22 protein-coding genes and 2 other RNA genes are annotated in these 18,868 nt (G+C 69.5%); 19 read left to right on the forward strand and 5 right to left on the reverse strand.

Annotation, left to right across the window (positions count from 1 at the left end; all coding sequences use genetic code 11):
• Positions 1-249: 249 nt before the first annotated feature.
• Positions 250-906, reverse strand: a complete 657-nt coding sequence (locus ACE5C1_RS08490) for an alpha/beta hydrolase (protein ID WP_374943634.1) — start codon at positions 904-906, stop codon at positions 250-252.
• A 129-nt stretch (positions 907-1,035) separates the two neighbouring features.
• On the opposite strand from ACE5C1_RS08490, the gene ACE5C1_RS08495 reads away from it, so the two are divergent.
• The 8 genes from ACE5C1_RS08495 to ACE5C1_RS08530 all read left to right on the forward strand — a co-directional run bounded on the left by ACE5C1_RS08495 (position 1,036) and on the right by ACE5C1_RS08530 (position 6,509).
• Positions 1,036-2,070: a cysteine desulfurase family protein gene (locus tag ACE5C1_RS08495; RefSeq protein ID WP_374943635.1), complete on the forward strand. Its 1,035-nt coding sequence runs from the start codon at positions 1,036-1,038 to the stop codon at positions 2,068-2,070.
• A gap of 10 nt (positions 2,071-2,080) precedes the next feature.
• A complete protein-coding gene (locus ACE5C1_RS08500; protein WP_374943636.1) occupies positions 2,081-3,160 on the forward strand; it encodes a cysteine desulfurase family protein in 1,080 nt (359 codons plus the stop codon).
• On the forward strand, positions 3,157-3,465 hold the full coding sequence (locus tag ACE5C1_RS08505; protein WP_374943637.1) for a 2Fe-2S iron-sulfur cluster-binding protein: 309 nt from the start codon (positions 3,157-3,159) through the stop codon (positions 3,463-3,465). The genes ACE5C1_RS08500 and ACE5C1_RS08505 overlap by 4 nt, the downstream gene beginning before the upstream one ends.
• A 95-nt stretch (positions 3,466-3,560) precedes the next feature.
• The gene (locus ACE5C1_RS08510) at positions 3,561-3,869 is read left to right on the forward strand and encodes a hypothetical protein (RefSeq protein WP_374943638.1); all 309 of its coding nucleotides are present in this window, start codon (positions 3,561-3,563) and stop codon (positions 3,867-3,869) included.
• A gap of 66 nt (positions 3,870-3,935) precedes the next feature.
• Positions 3,936-4,190 carry a hypothetical protein gene (locus ACE5C1_RS08515; protein WP_374943639.1) on the forward strand — a complete coding sequence of 85 codons (255 nt, stop codon included), beginning with the start codon at positions 3,936-3,938 and terminating at the stop codon, positions 4,188-4,190.
• 37 nt (positions 4,191-4,227) lie between these two features.
• Positions 4,228-4,325, forward strand: an RNA gene (gene ffs, locus ACE5C1_RS08520) — signal recognition particle sRNA small type.
• Between the two features lie 241 nt (positions 4,326-4,566).
• Positions 4,567-6,189: a DNA polymerase III subunit gamma/tau gene (locus tag ACE5C1_RS08525; protein ID WP_374943640.1), complete on the forward strand. Its 1,623-nt coding sequence runs from the start codon at positions 4,567-4,569 to the stop codon at positions 6,187-6,189.
• The gene (locus ACE5C1_RS08530) at positions 6,186-6,509 is read left to right on the forward strand and encodes a YbaB/EbfC family nucleoid-associated protein (protein ID WP_374943641.1); all 324 of its coding nucleotides are present in this window, start codon (positions 6,186-6,188) and stop codon (positions 6,507-6,509) included. The genes ACE5C1_RS08525 and ACE5C1_RS08530 overlap by 4 nt, the downstream gene beginning before the upstream one ends.
• A gap of 128 nt (positions 6,510-6,637) precedes the next feature.
• Here ACE5C1_RS08530 and mtgA read toward each other — a convergent pair whose 3' ends face one another.
• From mtgA to ACE5C1_RS08550, 4 genes are read right to left on the reverse strand one after another with little or no spacing between them, the layout of a single operon-like run.
• Positions 6,638-7,312 carry a monofunctional biosynthetic peptidoglycan transglycosylase gene (mtgA, locus tag ACE5C1_RS08535; RefSeq protein ID WP_374943642.1) on the reverse strand — a complete coding sequence of 225 codons (675 nt, stop codon included), beginning with the start codon at positions 7,310-7,312 and terminating at the stop codon, positions 6,638-6,640.
• Positions 7,309-8,529: a flavin monoamine oxidase family protein gene (locus tag ACE5C1_RS08540; RefSeq protein WP_374943643.1), complete on the reverse strand. Its 1,221-nt coding sequence runs from the start codon at positions 8,527-8,529 to the stop codon at positions 7,309-7,311. The genes mtgA and ACE5C1_RS08540 overlap by 4 nt, the downstream gene beginning before the upstream one ends.
• Before the next feature lie 6 nt (positions 8,530-8,535).
• Positions 8,536-9,435, reverse strand: coding sequence for an RNA polymerase sigma factor RpoH (gene rpoH, locus ACE5C1_RS08545; RefSeq protein WP_374943644.1), 900 nt, complete (start codon positions 9,433-9,435; stop codon positions 8,536-8,538).
• Positions 9,436-9,488: 53 nt separating this feature from the next.
• Positions 9,489-10,436 carry an RluA family pseudouridine synthase gene (locus ACE5C1_RS08550; protein WP_374943645.1) on the reverse strand — a complete coding sequence of 316 codons (948 nt, stop codon included), beginning with the start codon at positions 10,434-10,436 and terminating at the stop codon, positions 9,489-9,491.
• A gap of 17 nt (positions 10,437-10,453) precedes the next feature.
• On the opposite strand from ACE5C1_RS08550, the gene ACE5C1_RS08555 reads away from it, so the two are divergent.
• From ACE5C1_RS08555 to ACE5C1_RS08605, 11 genes are all read left to right on the forward strand, one after another.
• Positions 10,454-10,897: a M67 family metallopeptidase gene (locus ACE5C1_RS08555; RefSeq protein ID WP_374943646.1), complete on the forward strand. Its 444-nt coding sequence runs from the start codon at positions 10,454-10,456 to the stop codon at positions 10,895-10,897.
• 13 nt (positions 10,898-10,910) lie between these two features.
• Complete coding sequence (locus tag ACE5C1_RS08560; protein WP_374943647.1) at positions 10,911-11,555, forward strand: histidine phosphotransferase family protein; 645 nt, start codon at positions 10,911-10,913, stop codon at positions 11,553-11,555.
• Positions 11,556-11,643: 88 nt separating this feature from the next.
• Positions 11,644-13,947: a chemotaxis protein CheA gene (locus ACE5C1_RS08565; RefSeq protein WP_374943648.1), complete on the forward strand. Its 2,304-nt coding sequence runs from the start codon at positions 11,644-11,646 to the stop codon at positions 13,945-13,947.
• Positions 13,944-14,372, forward strand: coding sequence for a chemotaxis protein CheW (locus ACE5C1_RS08570; RefSeq protein ID WP_374943649.1), 429 nt, complete (start codon positions 13,944-13,946; stop codon positions 14,370-14,372). Before ACE5C1_RS08565 ends, ACE5C1_RS08570 begins: the two co-directional genes overlap by 4 nt.
• A gap of 85 nt (positions 14,373-14,457) precedes the next feature.
• On the forward strand, positions 14,458-14,823 hold the full coding sequence (locus ACE5C1_RS08575; protein WP_374943650.1) for a response regulator: 366 nt from the start codon (positions 14,458-14,460) through the stop codon (positions 14,821-14,823).
• A 14-nt stretch (positions 14,824-14,837) separates the two neighbouring features.
• A complete protein-coding gene (locus ACE5C1_RS08580; RefSeq protein ID WP_374943651.1) occupies positions 14,838-15,947 on the forward strand; it encodes a chemotaxis protein CheB in 1,110 nt (369 codons plus the stop codon).
• Positions 15,944-16,816 (forward strand): CheR family methyltransferase, encoded by an 873-nt coding sequence (locus ACE5C1_RS08585; RefSeq protein WP_374943652.1) that lies wholly within the window; start codon positions 15,944-15,946, stop codon positions 16,814-16,816. Before ACE5C1_RS08580 ends, ACE5C1_RS08585 begins: the two co-directional genes overlap by 4 nt.
• 40 nt (positions 16,817-16,856) lie before the next feature.
• On the forward strand, positions 16,857-17,549 hold the full coding sequence (locus ACE5C1_RS08590; RefSeq protein ID WP_374943653.1) for an N-acetylmuramoyl-L-alanine amidase: 693 nt from the start codon (positions 16,857-16,859) through the stop codon (positions 17,547-17,549).
• A 121-nt stretch (positions 17,550-17,670) separates the two neighbouring features.
• Positions 17,671-18,055, forward strand: an RNA gene (gene rnpB / locus ACE5C1_RS08595) — RNase P RNA component class A.
• Between the two features lie 83 nt (positions 18,056-18,138).
• The gene (locus tag ACE5C1_RS08600; RefSeq protein ID WP_374943655.1) at positions 18,139-18,402 is read left to right on the forward strand and encodes a type II toxin-antitoxin system RelB/DinJ family antitoxin; all 264 of its coding nucleotides are present in this window, start codon (positions 18,139-18,141) and stop codon (positions 18,400-18,402) included.
• Positions 18,389-18,670, forward strand: coding sequence for a type II toxin-antitoxin system YafQ family toxin (locus ACE5C1_RS08605; protein WP_374943654.1), 282 nt, complete (start codon positions 18,389-18,391; stop codon positions 18,668-18,670). Before ACE5C1_RS08600 ends, ACE5C1_RS08605 begins: the two co-directional genes overlap by 14 nt.
• Positions 18,671-18,868: the final 198 nt, after the last annotated feature.

Genomic DNA, 18,868 nt, shown 5'->3' on the forward strand with positions numbered 1-18,868 from the left:
TGCTCATCGAGCCGAAAACCGTAGAACAGCGCGCCCTGTGCCACCTGCCGACCCATCATGTCCGTGATCCCCCTACCGCCTTGCAGGAGTGAATCACGCCCTCGACACCGTCGCAAGCAGCCGTTTTTCAACAGCCTCGAGCTATTATGACAGCTCCCCCTTCTCCAAGGCGGGGCATGGGCGAAGCCCATGCCGTCGGCCGGTGCCTGGGTACCGCCGGCCGGGCTGGCGCCGAACCGCCATTCGCTTTCAGCGAATGGGGCTGTCCGGCGCCAGCCGCATATCCAGATACTTGTTCACGCTTCCCATCAACTCCGGCATCTCGTGCTCGAAGAAATGGTTCGCCTTCGGGATCGTGTCGTGGTGGATCGTGATGTGCTTTTGCGTCCTGAGCTTGTCGACCAGCTTCTGGGTCGCCGCCGGGGTCACCACTTCGTCCGCCGCGCCCTGGATGATGATGCCGCTCGACGGGCAGGGCGCCAAAAACGTGAAGTCGTACATGTTGGCGGGGGGCGCGATCGAGATGAAGCCGCGGATTTCGGGGCGGCGCATCAGCAATTGCATGCCGATCCAAGCGCCGAAGCTGACGCCCGCGATCCACGTCGTCGACGCCTCGGGATGAAAGCTCTGCACCCAGTCGAGCGCGCTCGCCGCGTCGGACAGTTCGCCGACGCCGTTGTCGAACACGCCCTGGCTCTTGCCGACCCCGCGGAAATTGAAGCGGAGCGTCGCGAAGCCGCGCTTCTGGAAGGTCTTGTAGAGCTCCTGCACCATCCGGTTGTTCATCGTGCCGCCCGACGAGGGATGCGGATGCAGGATCATCGCGACGGGTGCGCGCGGGCGGGGGGCGGGGGCGAAACGGCCCTCCAGACGGCCTTCGGGGCCGGGAAAGATGACTTCGGGCATAATTCTCTTCGGATAGGATGTACGCGCCCCGTGGAGCGCGGAATGTTGCGCGCTATATAGGCAAAACGCCGCCGCTCGCAATTGGAACGAACCATCCGCGTATACCTGGATCATGCCGCGACCACCCCGATGACCGCCGCTGCCCGCGCCGCGGTGGCGGAGGGACAGGCGGTTTGGGCCAACGCCTCGTCCCCGCACGCCGAGGGGCGGCGGGCGCGGGCGCGGGTCGAGGAGGCGCGGGCCGCTGTCGCCGCCGCATACGAATGGGATGGCGAGACGCTGTTCACCGGCGGCGCGAGCGAGTCGCTGGGCATCGCGCTGAACCGGGCGCTGGCCGACCGGGTGCTGGTGAGCGCGGTCGAGCATGACGCGGTGCTCCGCGCCGCCGGTCGTGCGACCACGATCCCGGTCGGGGCCGACGGTCGCGTCGATCCCGACACGCTGGCGAACGCGCTGATCGGCGAGGGCCGCGCGCTGGTCGCGATCCAGTGGGCGAACAGCGAAACGGGGGTCCGTCAGCCGGTCGCCGACCTCGCCGCGATCGTTCACGCGGCGGGCGCGTTGCTGCTTGTCGATGCGGCGCAGATGCCGGCGGGCGCCGACGCGGCGGTCGCCGAACACGCCGATTTCGTCGCGCTGTCCGCGCACAAGCGCGGGGGGCCGCCGGGCGTCGGCGCGCTGCTGGTCCGCGATCTGGCGACGCTCAGCCCGACCGGCGGGCAGGAGCGCGGCTATCGTCCGGGGACCGAGAACCTGCCCGGACTGATGGGCTATGCCGCCGCGCTAGTTGAACCCGAGGACATCGCGCGGCTCGCCACGCTGCGCGCGAGCCTCGACGACGCGATTTGCCGGTCGGGCGGGGAGGTCGTCGGCGCGTCGAGCCGCCGCCACCCCGCGATCGGCGCGTTTCGGATGCCCGGCGTCGCATCGGCGACCCAACTCATCCGTCTCGACGCGGGCGGCTTCGCGGTGTCGGCGGGCAGCGCCTGCGCGAGCGGCAGCCTGAAGCCGAGCCACGTGATCGCCGCAATGGGCTGGAGCGAGGCGGCGGGGCGCGAGGTCATCCGAGTCAGCTTCGGCCGCACGACCGACGAGGCGGATGTCGCTGCCTTCGTGCAGGCCTGGCGCGAGGTCGCGCGCGCGACGCGCCGGTTCGTGGCGTGAAGGTTCGGGCGTGACCTATCTCGATTATCAGGCGACGACGCCGCTCGCGCCCGAAGCCTTCGAAGCTATGCTGCCCTGGCTGCGCGACCAGCACGCCAATCCGCACTCGCCTCACCGTCCCGGCCGCGCCGCGAAGGCCGCGGTGGAGGTGGCGCGGGATGAGGTGGCAGCGCTTCTGCCGCCGGGGGGCCGCGTTGTCTTCACCAGCGGCGCGACCGAGTCGCTGAACTGGGCGATCAAGGGAACGGGCGGCGCGCTGGTGACGGTCGCGAGCGAGCATGCGGCGGTGCTCGACACCGTGCTCTGGGCGAGCCGCAACGGGCGCAACCAGACGGTCCTCCCGGTCGACCATTATGGCTTTGTTGATTTGCCGGTGGCGAAGGCAGCCTCGTGGCCCGACACCGGCCTCTTCGCGGCGATGCTCGTCAACAACGAGATCGGAGTGATCCAGCCTGTAGAGCGGCTGGCCGAATTGGCGCACGCAGCAGGCGCGCTGTTCCTGTGCGACGCGGTGCAGGGTTATGGTCGGGTGCCGATCCCGGACGCCTGCGACCTTGTCGCTATCTCCGCACACAAGGTCCATGGCCCCAAAGGCATCGGCGCGCTCTGGATACGCGACGGTGTCGCCCTCGAACCGCTCCTCCATGGTGGCGACCAGGAAGGCGGGCGGTCGGGCACGCTATCCCCGGCGCTGTGCGCGGGGTTCGGCGTTGCGGCGCGGCTGATGGCGGACCACCGCGACGCTGACGCTGCACATGTCGAACGGCTGTGGAGCTACGCGATCGACCGCCTGCGCGGGTGGACCGTGAATGGGTCGACCGAGCATCGCTATCGCGGCAACCTCAACGTCCGCCGCGACGGCCTCGACGTGAACCGCCTGATGTCGGACTGCCGCGACATCGCCTTTTCCGCAGGGTCGGCCTGCGCCAGCGGATCGGGGCGGCCCAGCCATGTGCTGCGCGCGATCGGGCTCAGCGACGCGCAGGCGCGGTCGTCGATCCGGCTGGGGTTCGGGCGGTATACGACCGAGGACGAGCTGGCCCGAGCGCTCGACACCCTCGTCGCCGCCGCGGACGCGCAGTTCCGATGATCCGCGTCACCTTCGTCGGGACCGACGGCGCGCGACGCACGGTCAGCGCGGCGGAAGGTGCCACCTTGCTCGCGGCGGGGCAGGCCGACGGCCAGCCGCTGGAGGGCACGTGCGAAGGCGCGATGGCGTGCGCGACGTGCCACGTCATCGTCGACGCTGCCGACTTCGCGCGCCTGCCGCCCGCGGCGCCCGAGGAGGAGGACATGCTCGATCTAGCCCCCAACGCGACGCGGACCAGTCGGCTGTCGTGCCAGATCCGCCTGACCGCGGCGCTCGATGGGCTGACGGTGCGCATCCCAAGCTGACGCTCCCACAACCGCGGGTTCAGCGCCGGTGCAGCCGGGCAGGCGCATTCCCATCCGCGATGCCCATGAAGGGCAGCGTAAGCGGAGTAGGATCCATGAAGATCGCAATCTTGATCGGCGCAGCCCTGCTGGGCGCGACCGGTGTCGCGGCGACGCCCGCCGAGGCGCAGCGGCACGACCGGCATCACGGCGGCGGCTGGCAGGGCGACCGGGGCTGGCATGGCGACCGGGGCTGGCGGGGCGACCGTCACTGGCGCGGCGACCGGGGCTGGCGCGGGAATCGCGGCTATGGTTGGAACCGCGGCGCGCGCTGGCATGGCGGTTACGCGCGCAGCCGCGTCGTGTGTCGGGTCGAGCGCGGCTATTACGGTCGCGAACGCCGCTGCTTCAGCGTCTATCGTTGAGCCGGGAGCGTAACGACCGGTCGAAGCGTTGGACCGGTCTCGAGTAACAGTAGCAGGAGACAAGGCATGAAGCTGTTCCCCATCGCCGCCGCGGCGCTCGCCATGCTGGCGGGACTCGCGCCGGTCGCCCCCGCCGCCGCCGCACCCGCACCCGCGCCGCAGCGCCACGTCGAGGAGCGCACCGTTGTCACACACCGCACCGTCGTGCGCCACGACGACCGCCGCTATCGCCCGCGCTGGCGCACCAAGCGCGTCTGCCGCGTCGAACGGCATCGCGGCGAGCGCACGCGCATCTGCCGGACGGTGCGCTACCGCCGCTGACGGCTTGATCACACCGCCCGGCTCCGCCATAGGCAGTGCCGAGAGTCGGGCGGACGTGGGCGTCGCCAACCCGGTCAGGTCCGGAAGGAAGCAGCCGCAACGATTCCCCCACGGGTCGTCCCGGCTCTCACCGCGCAGCGCGGCTTGCGCCGCCCCGGCGCAAGACTCGCGCAAGCGCGGCAGGCGGAGCGCAGCTTCGTCCTACGACGCGGCTTTGCCGCGGCGGCCCTTCTGCCCTCCTGTCCTGCGGTTCGTATCGAGCCGCTGAGGGCATCGCCCGTTGCACCCTGGACCCCGAAACAAGTCCGGGGTGACGGAGCGGCGGTGGAGAACCTTGTGCTTACATCGCAGGCGTTCACCGCCTAGATAGTGAGCAATGCCCGACTCCCTCGACCTTGGCGAACCCCCCGCGCCCACCAAGCCCGAGGCTTACCGCGTCCTTGCGCGCAAATACCGGCCGCAGACGTTCAAGGAACTGATCGGCCAGGACGCGATGGTCCGCACGCTGGGCAACGCGATCGCGCGCGACCGGATCGCGCATGCGTTCCTGATGACCGGCGTCCGTGGGGTCGGCAAGACGTCGACCGCGCGGCTGATCGCCAAGGCGCTGAACTGCATCGGCCCGGATGGGCAGGGTGGCCCGACGATCGACCCATGCGGCGTGTGCGAGCCGTGCGTCGCGATCGCGGAAGGGCGTCACATTGATGTGGTAGAGATGGACGCCGCGTCTCACACAAGTGTCGATGACGCGCGTCAGATCATCGACGCCTCGCGTTACGCTTCTGTGTCGGCGCGGTTCAAGATTTACATCATCGACGAAGTCCACATGCTGTCCAAGAACGCCTTCAATGCGCTGCTGAAGACGCTCGAGGAGCCGCCCCCCCACGTCAAATTCCTGTTCGCGACGACCGAGGTCAACAAGGTGCCGGTGACGGTGCTGTCGCGCTGCCAGCGGTTCGACCTGCGCCGCATCTCGGCCGAACGGCTCGCCGAGCATTTCGCTTGGGTCTGCGCGCAGGAACACGTTGCTGCGGAGGCCGACGCGCTGATGCTGATCGCGCGCGCCGCGGAAGGGTCGGCGCGCGACGGGCTGTCGATCCTTGACCAGGCGATCGCGCATGCGGGACTGGAGGGCGGCGCGGTGGCGGCGGCGGCGGTGCGCGACATGCTCGGGCTGTCGGATCGCGGCGCGGTGCGCGACCTGCTCGGCGCGGTGCTGGCGGGCGATGCGGCGACTGCGTTGGCGGCGCTCAGGCGGCAATACGATCACGGCGTCGATCCGGCCTCGGTGCTGCGGTCACTGCTAGAAACGGTCCACCGCGTGACCCTGGCCAAGGTCGGCGCCGCCGATGCCGCGCAGCCCGCCGAGGAACGCGCCGCTCTGGATGGATGGTCGAGCGCCTTGTCCTTTCCCGCGCTCCACCGGCTGTGGCAGTTGCTGCTGAAGGGGCACGACGAGGTCGCGCGCGCGGCCTTGCCGATCGAGGCGGCGGAGATGGCGCTGCTGCGCGCGATCCATGCATCGACCATGCCCGATCCGGGCGAGCTGGCACGGCGGATCGCGAGCGGTGCGATGCCGGCTCCGGCACCGGCGCCCGCTGCGCCTGCACCCGAGCCTGCCCGCAGCAGCGCGCCCGCCGAATTCGCCGCGCTGGTCGCACTGCTCGAGGACAAGGGCGCGCACGCGATCGCGGCGCAATTGTCGAACAGCGCGCGTGTCGTCCGCTATGCGCCGCCCGAGATGGTGCTGAGCAGCGCGCGGCCGCTCTCCGCCGACATGGTCCGCGATCTGAGTGATGCGTGCAAAACCGCGACCGGCCAGCCCTGGCGCGTGACGATGAGCGACGAGCCCGGTGCCCCGACGCTGCGCGAGGCCGCGAAAGCCGCAGAGGATGCCGAACGCCAGGCGGTGTGGGATTCGCCGATGGTGCAGGCGGCGCGTGCCGCCTTCCCCGACGCGGTGCTGGAAAATTGGTCCAAGAAACGGAGTGCGATGTGAACAATATCGAAGACATCATGGCGATGGCGCAGAACGTCCAGGCCGAGCTGGAGAAGGCGCAGGCGAACCTCGACACCATCGAGGTCGAGGGCGCATCGGGCGGCGGGCTGGTGAAGGTCAAGGCGTCCGCCAAGGGCCGGATCATGAGCATCGCGATCGACGATTCGCTGATGCAGCCGTCGGAGAAGCCGATGCTGGAGGATCTGATCGTCGCCGCCTTCAACGACGCACGCGCGAAGGCGGATGCGGCATCGGGGAGCGAGATGTCGAAGATGACGAGCGGGTTGTCGTTGCCGCCTGGGTTCAAGCTGCCTTTCTGATACCGTCTTGCCGTTCGTGCTGAGCGCAGTCGAAGAACTTGGGGCAGGCGTGCCCTTCGACTGCGCTCAGGGGGAACGGACTTGTGGCAACCACTCTCCCGTTCGTGCTGAGCGAAGTCGAAGCACAGCTACCGCAAGCACGCATCCAGCCCCAGCCGCCGCACCGACCCCACCGTCCGCGCGATCGCATTGCCGTGCCGCCGGACGAACCCGCGCGGGTCGACCGCTGCGCGCTTCTTGGGCAGCGGCAGGACCGCGGCGATCCGGCCCGCCTCGACCGGGGTCAGCCGCGAGGCGTTGTGGTGGAAATACCGCTCCGCCGCCGCCTCGGCGCCGTAGGTACCGATCCCGGTCTCGGCGACGTTGAGGTAGACTTCCATGATCCGCCGCTTGCCCCAGAGCTGCTCGATCAGGAAGGTGAACCACGCCTCGAACACTTTGCGCACATAGCCGCCGCCCTGGAACAGGAAGACGTTCTTGGCGGTCTGCTGGCTGATCGTCGATCCGCCACGGATACGGCCTCCTTTGGCGTTGCGGGTCGCGGCGCCCGCAATGGCGCGCCAGTCGAAGCCGTTGTGGGTGCAGAACCGCCCATCCTCCCCCGCGATGGCGGCGCGCGGCATGTCGGGGTCGATCCGCGACAGCGGCGTCCAGTCCTTGGTCACCCCGGTGCCGTTCGCCACGTCGCCTGCCATGGTCAGCGTGAAGGGGACGGGGACGAAGCGCAGCACGCCCACCCACAGCACCGAGATGACGACGAAGAACAACGCTGCCTTCAGCAGCCAGACGAGCACGCGGATCATGCCGCGCCGCTTAGGACAGCCTCCGCCGCCGCGATACCCGTGGCAAAGGCCCCATGCGCGGTCGAGAAGTCGGCCCGCGAACACGCTTCGCCCGCAAAGAACAGGCGGTCCTCGACCGGCTCGGCCAGGCGCTGCCGCGCGCCTGCATGGCCGACGCGCGCGTGGCTGTAGCTGCCGTGGATGTACGGCACACGCCGCCAGCACGTCGCGGCGAGCGGGGTGAGCCGCCGCCGCCAGTCGCTCCCTAGCAGCGCCACCAGTTCGTCGATCGCGAATGCGCTGGCGGCGCCTTCGCCTTCGAGCGCCTCCGCGCAATCGCCGCCGAAGAAGCTCTCGACGATCGACCACCCGAACGGCGACAGCCGGTGGCTGGCGGTGCAGGCCGAATGCGGGTTGCCGATCAGATGTGCATCGGCGGGCCATTCGGGGCGGTCGACGTGGAGGAACACCTTATCGGCCAGCCCGAGCGGCAATGCCGCTGCCGCTTCGGCCTTGGCGGGCAGGGGCGGGTCGAACGCGATTCCGCCGTCGGCCAGCACCGTCGTCGGCACGCACAGGATCACCCGATCCGTCTCGATCACGCCTGACGGCGTGTCGAGCCTGAGCCTGCGCCCGCGGTGGTCGATACGCGTGACCGGTGTCGAAAGCCGCGCCGGCACACCGGCGGCATGATGCGCGACCAGCGTTCCGTACCCCTCGCGCACCGCCCAATTGTCGTCGCTGGCCGCATCCTCATACGCTGCCCAGTCATGGAGCGACACGCGGGTGAGCGGCGCGCCGTTGACGTAGCCGGAGATCGCATCGAGCATCGGCCGCCAGGGGTCGTCGTCGGCGACGAAGTCCGACAACGGCCGGTCCGGTCCGTCGCGCGCCGCCAGCGCCGCGCTCTCCCACCGCTGCCACGCTTCGCCCGAAGCTTGCCGCTCGCCGGGGGAAAAGCCGAGGTCGCGCCACTGCTCGCCCCATTTCGGCGACGCGCGATCGACGGTGAAGCCGGCGCTTTCGGCGAGGGCGGTCCATGGATTGCGCTTCGCGGAATGGAGCCAGCCGCAGCCGAGGTCGACGGTTACCCCGATCCGAGACAATGCAACGCTATGCGCCCGGCCACCAACGCGGTCACTCGCCTCGACCAGCAGCACGTCGCGCCCGGCATCGTGCAGGTGGCGGGCGGCGGCGACCCCCGCCGCCCCCGCACCGACCACGACGATCTCGGGCACGAAGGATCAGGCGGCGACGAGCAGGCGCTTCTCGCCGGCGATCCGCATCATCGCCTTTTGCAGCTTCTCGAACGCACGCACCTCGATCTGGCGGACCCGCTCGCGGCTGACGCCATACACCTGGCTGAGCTCTTCGAGCGTCTTCGGATCGTCGGTCAGCCGCCGCTCGGTCAGGATATGCTTCTCGCGGTCGTTGAGGTCGTCCATCGCGTCGACCAGCATCGTGTGGCGGACGTCGGCCTCCTGCGCCTCGGCGACAACCGAGTCCTGCAACGGCGTGTCGTCCTGCAGCCAATCCTGCCACTGTCCTTCGCCATCTTCGCGCATCGGCACGTTGAGCGAGGTGTCGCCGCCCATCGCCATGCGGCGGTTCATGCTGACGACGTCCGATTCGGCGACGCCCAGGTCGGTGGCAATCTTGGTGACGTGCTCGGGGCGCAGGTCGCCGTCCTCGAACGCGTCGAGCTTGGACTTCATCCGGCGCAGGTTGAAGAACAGCTTCTTCTGCGCCGCGGTGGTGCCCATCTTCACCAGGCTCCACGAGCGCAGGATGTACTCCTGGATCGAGGCACGGATCCACCACATCGCATAGGTGGCGAGGCGGAAGCCGCGATCGGGCTCGAACTTCTTGACGCCCTGCATCAGCCCGATGTTGCCCTCCGAGATCAGCTCCGACGTCGGCAGGCCATAGCCGCGATACCCCATCGCGATCTTGGCGACGAGCCGCAGGTGCGACGTCACCAGCTGCGCCGCAGCCTCGGTATCGCCATGCTCCTGAAAGCGCTTGGCGAGCATATATTCCTGCTCGGGCTGAAGCAGCGGAAACTTGCGGATCTCGGACAGATAACGGTTGAGGCTCGCCTCTCCGCCGAGGGCCGGGACCGCTGGTACGTTCGACTTTGCCATGGTGGTCCTTCCCTCGGGGTTCCACACCGCACTGCGGCGCGAATTCCAGTGATCTATACGTTAAGACTGCTGAACAGTTCCTGCATATCCGCAGGCATGTCGCTTTCGAACGCCAATGCGACCGATTTGATCGGATGAATGAACCCGAGCCGCGCCGCATGCAAGGCCTGCCGCCGAAAACCCAGTGTTTCGAGCAGCGCGCGGGTCTTGCCCTTGGCATGCCCATACACCGGATCGCCGAGCAGCGCATGCCCGATCGACGCCATGTGGACGCGTACCTGATGCGTCCGCCCGGTCTCCAGCCGGCACTCGACCAGCGCCGCATCCGCCAAAATCGTTGCAGTGCGGTAATGAGTCACCGCGCGCTTGCCGCCGGCGACCACCGCCACCTTCTTGCGGTTGGTCGACGAACGCGCGAGCGGCGCGTCGACCGTTCCGTCCGCGGGGCGTGGCCGCCCGCCGACGATCGCCTTGTAGCGGCGTTCTATGCTGTGGTCGGCGAATTGCTTCGCCAAGCCGACGTGCGCGCGGTCGGTCTTGGCCGCGATCATCAGCCCCGACGTGTCCTTGTCGATCCGGTGGACGATGCCCGGACGCGCGACTCCGCCGATGCCGGACAGCGATCCGCCGCAATGGTGGAGCAGCGCGTTGACCAGCGTTCCGTCGAGATTGCCCGCGGCCGGATGCACGACCAGCCCCGCGGGCTTGTCGACCACGATCAGATGCTCGTCCTCGTAGGCGACGACCAACGGGATGTCCTGCGCCAAATTGTGCGCTGGCGTCGGGTCGGGGACCGCCACCGCGAAAATGTCCCCCGCCGCAGCCCGGCGCGCCGGATCGCGGTGGGCCTCGCCGCCGCGCGACACCGCGCCCGAATTGATCAGTACCTTGAGCCGCTCGCGCGACAAGGTCGGCACCGCGTCGGCCAGCGCGCGGTCGAGACGCCAGCCGTCGGCATCGCGCGCGATCACTGCTTCGATGATGGAAACCCCCCGGTCCATGGTTTAGTGATGTAGGCGTGTACGTCACCATTGCAACCGCCGCACTCGCAACGATCCGCGCCGACGTCGCGGCGGCGGGCGGGCTCGAAGCGTGCGGCCTGCTGCTGGGGGCAGGAGCGCACGTCGCGACCGCACAGCCCTGCGCCAACGTCGCCGCCGACCCCGCGCGCCGCTTCGAGATCGATCCCGCCACCCTGCTCGCCGCGCATCGGCTGGCCCGCTCCGGCGGCCCCCAGGTCCTCGGCCATTATCATTCGCATCCCGGCGGGTCGCCGGTCCCGTCGCCCCGCGACGCCGCCGACGCAGCCCCCGACGGCGCGCTGTGGCTGATCGTCGGCGCACGCGAAGCCCGCCTCTGGCGCGCGGTAGCGGACGGCGCGGTCGAGGGGCGCTTCGATCCGGTGCCTTGCCCCCCACTCTCTTGCGCACTCGACGCCGCCGCTCCAGAAGGGCCGCGATGAAGAGGATGTGCGTATGACCGTGACGCCGGTGGACCTGGCAAGCCTGATGTGCTCGCGGCTGTGCCACGACCTGCTGTCCCCGGTGGGGGCGCTGAACAACGGGCTGGAGCTGCTCGCCGACGAGACCGATCCGGCGATGCGAGAGCGGTGCATGGAGCTGCTCGCCGACAGCGCGCGGACGTCGGCGAACAAGCTGAAGTTCTTCCGGCTCGCCTTCGGTGCCGCGGGCGGATTCGGCGATCAGGTCGACGTGCACGAGGCACGCCAAGCGATCGAGGCGCTGCTCGCCGAGGGACGGAACAAGACGCTGGCCTGGCTGGTGGAAGCACCGACGCTGCCCAAGGCCGCGGTCAAGGTGCTGCTCAACCTGTCGTTGATCGGCGGCGACGCGCTGGTCCGCGGCGGCACGCTGTCGATCGGCGCGGAGGAGAATGGCGGCCAGGTCGAGATCGTTGTCCAGGGCGAGGGGCCGCGTATCCTGCTCGACGCCGAGATCGCGCGCACCCTGACCGACGGCGAAGGCGACAGCGCGGTCACCGCGCGCACCGCCGCTGGCTACATGATCCACGCGATCGTCGCGGAGCGCGGCGGCTCGGTCCAGGTGTCGCAACCCGCGGACGGCGTGCTGATCCTGGGCGCGACGCTGAACGCCTCTTGAGCCGATGGGGCTGAAGAATGCGGCGGGTAAACTCCACCTTAACCCGAGATAGTCATGGCGGTCCGGTGCGTTTTGTACCGGGGCCGCGATGGACGATCTGATTCAGGAATTCATCGCCGAAACCCGCGAGACGCTAGAAGCGCTCTCGGGCGAGATCGTCGCGTGGGAGGCCGAGCCGAACGATCGCGCGCGGCTCGACGCGATCTTCCGCTTCGTCCACACCGTAAAGGGCAGCTGCGGCTTCCTCGAGCTGCCCCGGCTCGCTCGCCTCAGCCACGCCGCCGAGGACGTGCTTGCCGCGGTGCGCGACGGCAAGCGCGCGCCCGACACCGCTCTGGTCAGCGCGGTCCTGGCGATCGTCGACCGTATCGGCGAGCTGGTCGAGGCGATCGACGCCGGCGTCGCGCTCGACGATGCGCAGGAGGATTTGCTCGTCGTCGCGCTCGAGGAGGATGCGCGGCCCGCGGCCCAGGCCGCGCAGCCGGTCGCGCATCGCAGCGCCAGCCGCACTGTCCGCCTGGGCGTCGACCTGCTCGATCGCATGATGAACGGCATGTCGGAGATGGTGCTGGCGCGCAACGAGCTCGCCCGGCGGCTGCGCGACGAGGCGGTGGTCGAGCCGCGGGTCGAGGCGGCGCTGGAACGGCTGTCGCTGACCGTCGCCGAGATGCGCGACACCGTCACCCGCACGCGCATGCAGAAGATCGACGCGCTGTTCTCGGCATTGCCGCGGATCGTGCGCGACACCGCCGCCGGCCTCGGCAAGGCGGTGGCGCTGCACATCGACGGCGCCGATGTCGAGCTCGACCGCGAGATGATCGAGATGATCCGCGATCCGCTGCTCCATATCGTCCGCAACGCGATCGACCACGGCATCGAGGCGCCGTCCGACCGCAGCAAGGCGGGCAAGCGCGAGACCGGGCGGCTCGACATCTGCGCGCGCCAGTCGGGCAATCAGGTGCTGGTCGAGATCGCCGACGACGGCCAGGGCATCGACACCGCGCGGCTGGTCGCCAAGGCGATCCGCTCCGGGCTGATCGACGAGCGCGACGCCGCGCAGATGACCCCGCAGGCGCGGCTCGACCTCATCTTCTCGCCCGGCCTGTCGAGCCGCGACACCGTCACCGCGGTCTCGGGACGCGGGGTCGGCATGGACGTGGTGCGCGCCAATATCGAACAGATCGGCGGCCGCATAGCGCTCACCAATCGTCCGGGTCAGGGGCTGGCGATCTCGATCCAGATGCCGCTGACGCTGTCGATCCTGTCGACTATCGTGCTCGGCGTCGGCGATCAGCGCTTCGCGGTTGCGCGTCAGGCGATCGAGGAAGTCGTGACGATCCGCGGCGACACCGTGCGGATCGACCGGGTCGGCGATTCAGCGGTGGCGAATGTGCGCGGGCAGCGGATGCCGCTGGTGTCGCTCGGCGGCTTGCTCGGGCTCGGCGAAGGCCACCCGCGGCTGCTGGCGATCGTGGCGGTGCGCGACGGGCGGTTCGCCTTGGCGATCGATGCGGTCCTCGATACCGAGGAGCTCGTCGTCCGTCCTGCCGCGCCCGCGGTGATGGCGGGTGGGCTGTACGCCGGGCAGACGCTGCCCGACAGCGGGCTGCCGATGCTGCTGCTCGATGCCACCGGGATCGCTGCCGCCGCGGGCCTGCGCTTCGTGCCCGCCGCAGCGGTCGAGACGGTCGCGGTGGAGGTGGCGCCGGCAATCCGCGCGCTGCTGTTCGACGATCTCGACGGCATTCGCCGCGCGATCCCGCTCGCGGTCGTCGACCGGGTCGAGACCGTCGCGATCGAGGCCATTCGCGACAGCGCCGGGCGCCGGCGGCTGGTCACCGGCGCCGCGATCGTCCCCTTGCACGCCTGCGGCCCCTTCGGCGCCCGCGCGAACGTCGCGGTGCTGCGGCTCACCGACGGCGCGGTCGACATCGGCTATGCCATTGCCGAGGCGATCGAGATCGTCGCGCTGCCGGCCGAGATCGCGCCCGCACGCGGCGGCGGCTTCGTCGCCGGCGTTGCGATGATCGACGGCGCGCCGGTCGAGGTGATCGACGCGCACGCGCTGTTCGCCGGCGAGGACGTGACGCTTGCCGATCCGCCTTTGTGCCTGCTCCACGGCGACGACGGCGGCTGGATGGACGTGTTCCTCAAGCCCGCGCTGGAGGCATCGGGCTATCGCTGTGTCGCGTCGCTCGCGGCCGGCGAGACCGCCGCCGTCGCGCTGGCGATGGAGGACGACGCACTCGCCGCCCCTTCCGCATTCGGCCCTGCGCCCGTCATCCGCCTGCGCCGGGACCGGTTGGCGGCGGGCGGTGCAGCCAGCGTCTATCGCTACGACCGTGCCGCGCTGATCGCCGCCATCGCCGACCGCATCGGAGCCGCCGCATGACCGAACTCTTCCTCGTCGCGCGCGTCGCAGGCCGCGGCGTCGCGATCGAAACGAGCCAGGTCCGCTCGGTGGTCGACATCGGCGACGTCGTCGCGGTCCCCGGCGCACCCGCCGCCATCCGCGGCCTCGCGGCCCTGCGCAGCCGGGTCGTCACCGTCGTCGACACCGGCCTGGCGCTCGGGCTCGCTCCGACCGCGGGGGCGGGGTGCCGTGCGGTCATCACCAAGGTCGACGGCCACGATTATGCGCTGATCGTCGAGGCGCTGGAGGATGTCGCGCCGTTCGACCGGCTGCCACTGTCGCCGGGCATCGCGCTCGATCGCGGCTGGGCCGTGGTCGGCACCGGGCTGGTCGAGCGCGATGGCGAACCGCTGCTGATCCTCGACGTCGCAGCACTGGTGCCCGAACTGGCTACCGCGGCGTAAACCATCATCGTTTAACGTAAACGGCATACCTCTGCGGCATGACGTTCCCACACCAACTGCCCAGTTTGCTTACGGAAGGGTTCCGATGAAGACGTGCCTGGTCGTCGACGACTCCAAGGTGATCCGCAAGGTCGCCCGCCACATACTAGAAACGCTGGACTTCACCGTCAGCGAGGCGTGCGACGGCCGCGAGGCGCTCGACGCCTGCGTCGCATCGCCCCCCGACGTCATCCTGCTCGACTGGAACATGCCGGTGATGAGCGGGATGGACTTCCTGCGCGCACTGCGCGTCACGCCGCTGCCGACCAAGCCCAAGGTGGTGTTCTGCACGACCGAGAACGGCATGGCCTATATCCGCGCCGCGATCGAGGCGGGGGCGGACGAATATGTGATGAAACCGTTCGATCGCGACACGCTGGAAAGCAAGCTGTCGATCGTCGGCATCGCCTGAACCGGACTGTCGCGGTGCCCGGTGCATCCCCTCAGGCAGACCGTGCGGCGCAGCCAACCGGACGCGTGCTGATCGTCGACGATTCGGCGGTCGCGCGCGCGGTGATCGCGCGCGCGATCGACGGCAGCGCCGATTACGCCGTCGCCGGCGCGGTGCCCACCACCCACGCCGCGCTCGCTTTCCTGCAAGTCGAGGCGGTCGATTTCGTACTCCTGGATATCGAGATGCCCGGCGTCGACGGGCTCACCGCGCTCCCCGACATCATCGCCGCCGCCCCGGGGGCCAAGGTGATCGTGGTATCCTCGACCGACGAAGGCGGCGCGGGCGGCACCGTGCAGGCGCTGGCGCTCGGCGCGGTCGACAAGGTCAGCAAGCCCGCGCACGGCGGCCTCGCCGGCGGCTTTGCCGAACGCCTCCTTGCCACGCTGGCGCAATTGTCGCGCGATGTGGCATCGCCGTCGCCATCACCATCCCTATCCCCATCATCGCCGCCGCCGGCACTCACGCGAGTCGCTCCGGCGCGTGCCGGGGCGCTGCCCGGGTTCGATCCCTGCGCCTACGACATCGTCGCGATCGGCGCCTCTACCGGCGGCATCCACGCCCTGTCGTCGCTGCTGCGCGCGCTGCCCGCCGACATGCAGCTGCCGATCCTGATCACCCAGCATCTGCCGCATTCGTTCATGCCCTATTTCGCCGCACAGGTCGCGGTGCTCGCCGGGCGCCCGTGCGAGGTCGCGACCGATTGCATGCGGGTGCGCCCCGGCCGCGTGATCATCGCACCCGGCGACGCGCACATCCGCTGCGTCCGGCTGCCGGACCGCTCGGCGTCGATCCGACTGCTGCGGGCTAGCTCCGTCAGCGGTTGCACCCCTTCGGTCGATCCGATGCTGGCCTCGGTCGCCGAGGTGTTCGGCGCGCGTGCACTGGCGGTCATGCTCAGCGGCATGGGCCGCGACGGTGCCGATGGCGCGCGCGCGGTCCGCGACGCCGGCGGCTGCGTGCTGGCGCAGGACCGCGCGACCTCGGTCGTCTGGGGCATGCCCGGCGCGGTGTCGGACATCGCCGCTGCCTTTCTGGATCCCGAGACGATCGGTGCTCTCATCGCTGGATGCCGCAAGCCATGACCCCTCATCTTTCGCCCACGCCTTCCTGTTCGGCGGCATCGCTTGCGGTGCTGACCAGCCTGTTGGAAGCCCGCACCGGGCAGCAACTCGCCAGCTATCGCGCCTGGCGGATCGATACCGCGCTGAAACCGCTGGTGCGCGATCGCGGGCTCGACTCGATCGACCGACTGGTCGCACTGGTCCTCGACGGGCACGACCGCACCGCCGCGGACCAGGTCGTCGACGCGCTGCTCAACCAGGAAACCTCGTTCTTTCGCGACGGCAACGTCATCGACCAGGTGGTCGAGGCGGTCGCCGCGGTCGAGTCCACCGGACGCCGCGCGCGCGTCTGGAGCGCGGGCTGCGCGACGGGGCAGGAACCCTTGTCGCTGGCGATCGCCTTTGCCGAACGCCAGGAGCGTGAGGGGCTGGCGCCGCCCGACATCGTCGCGACCGACGTTTCGGAGGGCGCGATCGCGCGCGCGCGCGAAGGCCGCTTCACCCAGTTCGAGATCCAGCGCGGGCTGCCCGTCCGCCGCATGATCCGCTGGTTCGACGAACGCGGCGGCGATTGGTTCGCGCATCCCGATCTGACCCGCATGGTGGCCTACCGCCGCCACAATCTCACCGCCGATCCGGCGCCCGGGCGGTTCGACATCGTGCTGTGCCGCAACGTGCTGCTCTATCTGGCCGCACCGGCGAAAGCGGAGGTCTTCACCCGGCTCGCCGAGGCGATGCGCCCCGGCGGGCTGCTGGTGCTCGGGGCAGGGGAGACCGTGATCGGCCAGACCGACCGGTTCGAGCCGAGCCCGGGCACCCGCGGCTTCTACGGCCACGCGCGCGACCGTTCCTGCCGGGCGGTCGGGGAGCAGGCGGGAATGGCCGCCTGACGGTTTACTTTGGCGAGGGCGCGCGCCAAGTCTCGCTGCCATGGCAACGATCATCGACGCGCCTTCGCCGAACTTCGACGACCGGAATGCCGCGGTCTCGATGATCGTGCTCCATTACACCGGCATGCGCGACGCGCAGAGTGCGATAGACCGGCTGCGCGATCCCGCCGCCAAGGTATCGTGCCACTATCTCGTCGACGAGGATGGCCGCATCCTGCGGCTGGTCGCCGAGAGCAAGCGCGCCTGGCACGCCGGTCGCTCGCATTGGCGCGAGATCGACGATTGCAACGCGGCGAGCATCGGCATCGAGATCGTCAATCCCGGCCACGAATTCGGCTATCGCCCGTTCCCGGCCGCACAGATGTCCGCGCTGATCCCGCTGGTCGCCGAGATCAAGGACCGGCACCAGGTGACCCGCGGCAACGTGGTCGGCCATTCCGACATCGCACCCACCCGCAAGCGCGATCCCGGCGAGCTGTTCGACTGGCACGCGCTCGCCCGCGTCCGCCTGGCGCTGCCGCGGCCGACGAAGAATTTGATGGACCCGATGTGGAGCGAGGCGGGCTTCTGCCTGGCGCTCGAACGCTTCGGCTACGACGTCGCCGACCGCATGGCCGCGATTATGGCCTTCCAACGCCGCTTCCGCCCCGAGCTGATCGACGGCGAGATCGACGCGGAGTGTCGGATGATCCTTCTCGCATTGCTACTTCCCAAGCCGCAGGGCGACGAGTGAGCCGCAGCGCGGCCTGACGCGCCCCGCCAGGACTCGCGCCAGGCCGGCCGGCGGCGCCCGCGCCGTCCGACGACACGGAATTCACTTCCGTGTCGGCCCCCCAAACGCTAGGGCCACGCCACCAGAGGGTCGGGCGACCGCGGCCTCGTCGTGACGGCGGGGGCGAGGAAAGTCCGGGCTCCACGGAACGACGGTGCCGGGTAACACCCGGCGGCTCGGCGCAAGTCGGGTCAGGGACAGTGCCACAGAAAACAGACCGCCCGCGCCTCGGCCGGGTAAGGGCGAAACGGTGCGGCAAGAGCGCACCGCGCTCCTGGCAACAGGGGCGGCACGGCAAACCCCACCGGGAGCAAGACCGAATAGGGATAGCATATGGGCCTCGTTCCGGCTCGCTATCCGGGTTGGTCGCTTGAGGCGGCGCGCAAGCGCCGTCCTAGAGGAATGGTCGCCCAGTCCCGGACTTGATCCGGGATGGACAGAACCCGGCTTACAGACCCTCTGGCACTTCTATCCTGGTTGCCGGTGAACTGTCCGCGACATTGCGCCAACCGCAGCTTCGCATTACATCGTCATGCAGCAGGAGGACGGCATGGCAACGAACGCATTGGTGCAGACCCGTATCGACGGAGCGGTGAAAGACGAAGCCGCCGCCGTACTCAAGGGGATGGGCCTTACGGTTTCGGACGCGGTGCGCCTGATGCTCATGCGGGTCGCCCGGGAGAAAGCGCTGCCCTTCGACGTCCGCACCCCCAACCCCGCAACGCGTGAGGCGATCGGCGAACTGGAAGCGGGCAAAGGCACCAGCTTCGACGGCATCGACGCGTTGATGGCGGACCTGCGTGCGGACGATTGAGCGGTCGTCCAAGTTCAAGCGCGACTACAAGCGGGAGATGAAGGGGCGGCATCGGGCAACCCTCGATGCGGATCTCATGGTCACCCTGATCGCCCTGGCGTCCGACGCGCCGCTCGACCCAAGGTGCCAGGATCACGGCCTCAGCGGCGACTGGGCCGGCTATCGCGATTGCCACGTGAAGCCCGACCTCGTGCTGATCTATGCCAAGCCCCGCGATCTCACACTCCGACTTGCCCGGTTAGGCTCACACAGCGAAGTATTCGGGTGAACGACTGCCCGTGCCGCGACTGAAGGGGTCTCAACACGATGGTCTCTCGCAAACGGTAGAGGCTGTTGAAAAACGGCTGCTTGCGACGGTGTCGAGGGCGTGATTCACTCCTGCAAGGCGGTAGGGGGATCACGGACATGATGGGTCGGCAGGTGGCACAGGGCGCGCTGTTCTACGGTTTTCGGCTCGATGAGCATG

Source organism: Sphingomonas sp., assembly GCF_964263785.1.
In the GTDB taxonomy this organism is placed as follows: domain Bacteria; phylum Pseudomonadota; class Alphaproteobacteria; order Sphingomonadales; family Sphingomonadaceae; genus Sphingomonas.

What these genes read in the sequence shown, in the direction of transcription:
- ACE5C1_RS08490 (WP_374943634.1), bottom strand. Translation starts at nt 906, where the DNA reads ATGCCCGAAGTCATCTTTCCCGGCCCCGAAGGCCGTCTGGAGGGCCGT.
- ACE5C1_RS08495 (WP_374943635.1), top strand. Translation starts at nt 1,036, where the DNA reads ATGACCGCCGCTGCCCGCGCCGCGGTGGCGGAGGGACAGGCGGTTTGG.
- ACE5C1_RS08505 (WP_374943637.1), top strand. Translation starts at nt 3,157, where the DNA reads ATGATCCGCGTCACCTTCGTCGGGACCGACGGCGCGCGACGCACGGTC.
- ACE5C1_RS08510 (WP_374943638.1), top strand. Translation starts at nt 3,561, where the DNA reads ATGAAGATCGCAATCTTGATCGGCGCAGCCCTGCTGGGCGCGACCGGT.
- ACE5C1_RS08515 (WP_374943639.1), top strand. Translation starts at nt 3,936, where the DNA reads ATGAAGCTGTTCCCCATCGCCGCCGCGGCGCTCGCCATGCTGGCGGGA.
- ACE5C1_RS08525 (WP_374943640.1), top strand. Translation starts at nt 4,567, where the DNA reads ATGCCCGACTCCCTCGACCTTGGCGAACCCCCCGCGCCCACCAAGCCC.
- mtgA (WP_374943642.1), bottom strand. Translation starts at nt 7,312, where the DNA reads ATGATCCGCGTGCTCGTCTGGCTGCTGAAGGCAGCGTTGTTCTTCGTC.
- rpoH (WP_374943644.1), bottom strand. Translation starts at nt 9,435, where the DNA reads ATGGCAAAGTCGAACGTACCAGCGGTCCCGGCCCTCGGCGGAGAGGCG.
- ACE5C1_RS08550 (WP_374943645.1), bottom strand. Translation starts at nt 10,436, where the DNA reads ATGGACCGGGGGGTTTCCATCATCGAAGCAGTGATCGCGCGCGATGCC.
- ACE5C1_RS08560 (WP_374943647.1), top strand. Translation starts at nt 10,911, where the DNA reads ATGACCGTGACGCCGGTGGACCTGGCAAGCCTGATGTGCTCGCGGCTG.
- ACE5C1_RS08565 (WP_374943648.1), top strand. Translation starts at nt 11,644, where the DNA reads ATGGACGATCTGATTCAGGAATTCATCGCCGAAACCCGCGAGACGCTA.
- ACE5C1_RS08570 (WP_374943649.1), top strand. Translation starts at nt 13,944, where the DNA reads ATGACCGAACTCTTCCTCGTCGCGCGCGTCGCAGGCCGCGGCGTCGCG.
- ACE5C1_RS08575 (WP_374943650.1), top strand. Translation starts at nt 14,458, where the DNA reads ATGAAGACGTGCCTGGTCGTCGACGACTCCAAGGTGATCCGCAAGGTC.
- ACE5C1_RS08585 (WP_374943652.1), top strand. Translation starts at nt 15,944, where the DNA reads ATGACCCCTCATCTTTCGCCCACGCCTTCCTGTTCGGCGGCATCGCTT.
- ACE5C1_RS08590 (WP_374943653.1), top strand. Translation starts at nt 16,857, where the DNA reads ATGGCAACGATCATCGACGCGCCTTCGCCGAACTTCGACGACCGGAAT.
- ACE5C1_RS08600 (WP_374943655.1), top strand. Translation starts at nt 18,139, where the DNA reads ATGGCAACGAACGCATTGGTGCAGACCCGTATCGACGGAGCGGTGAAA.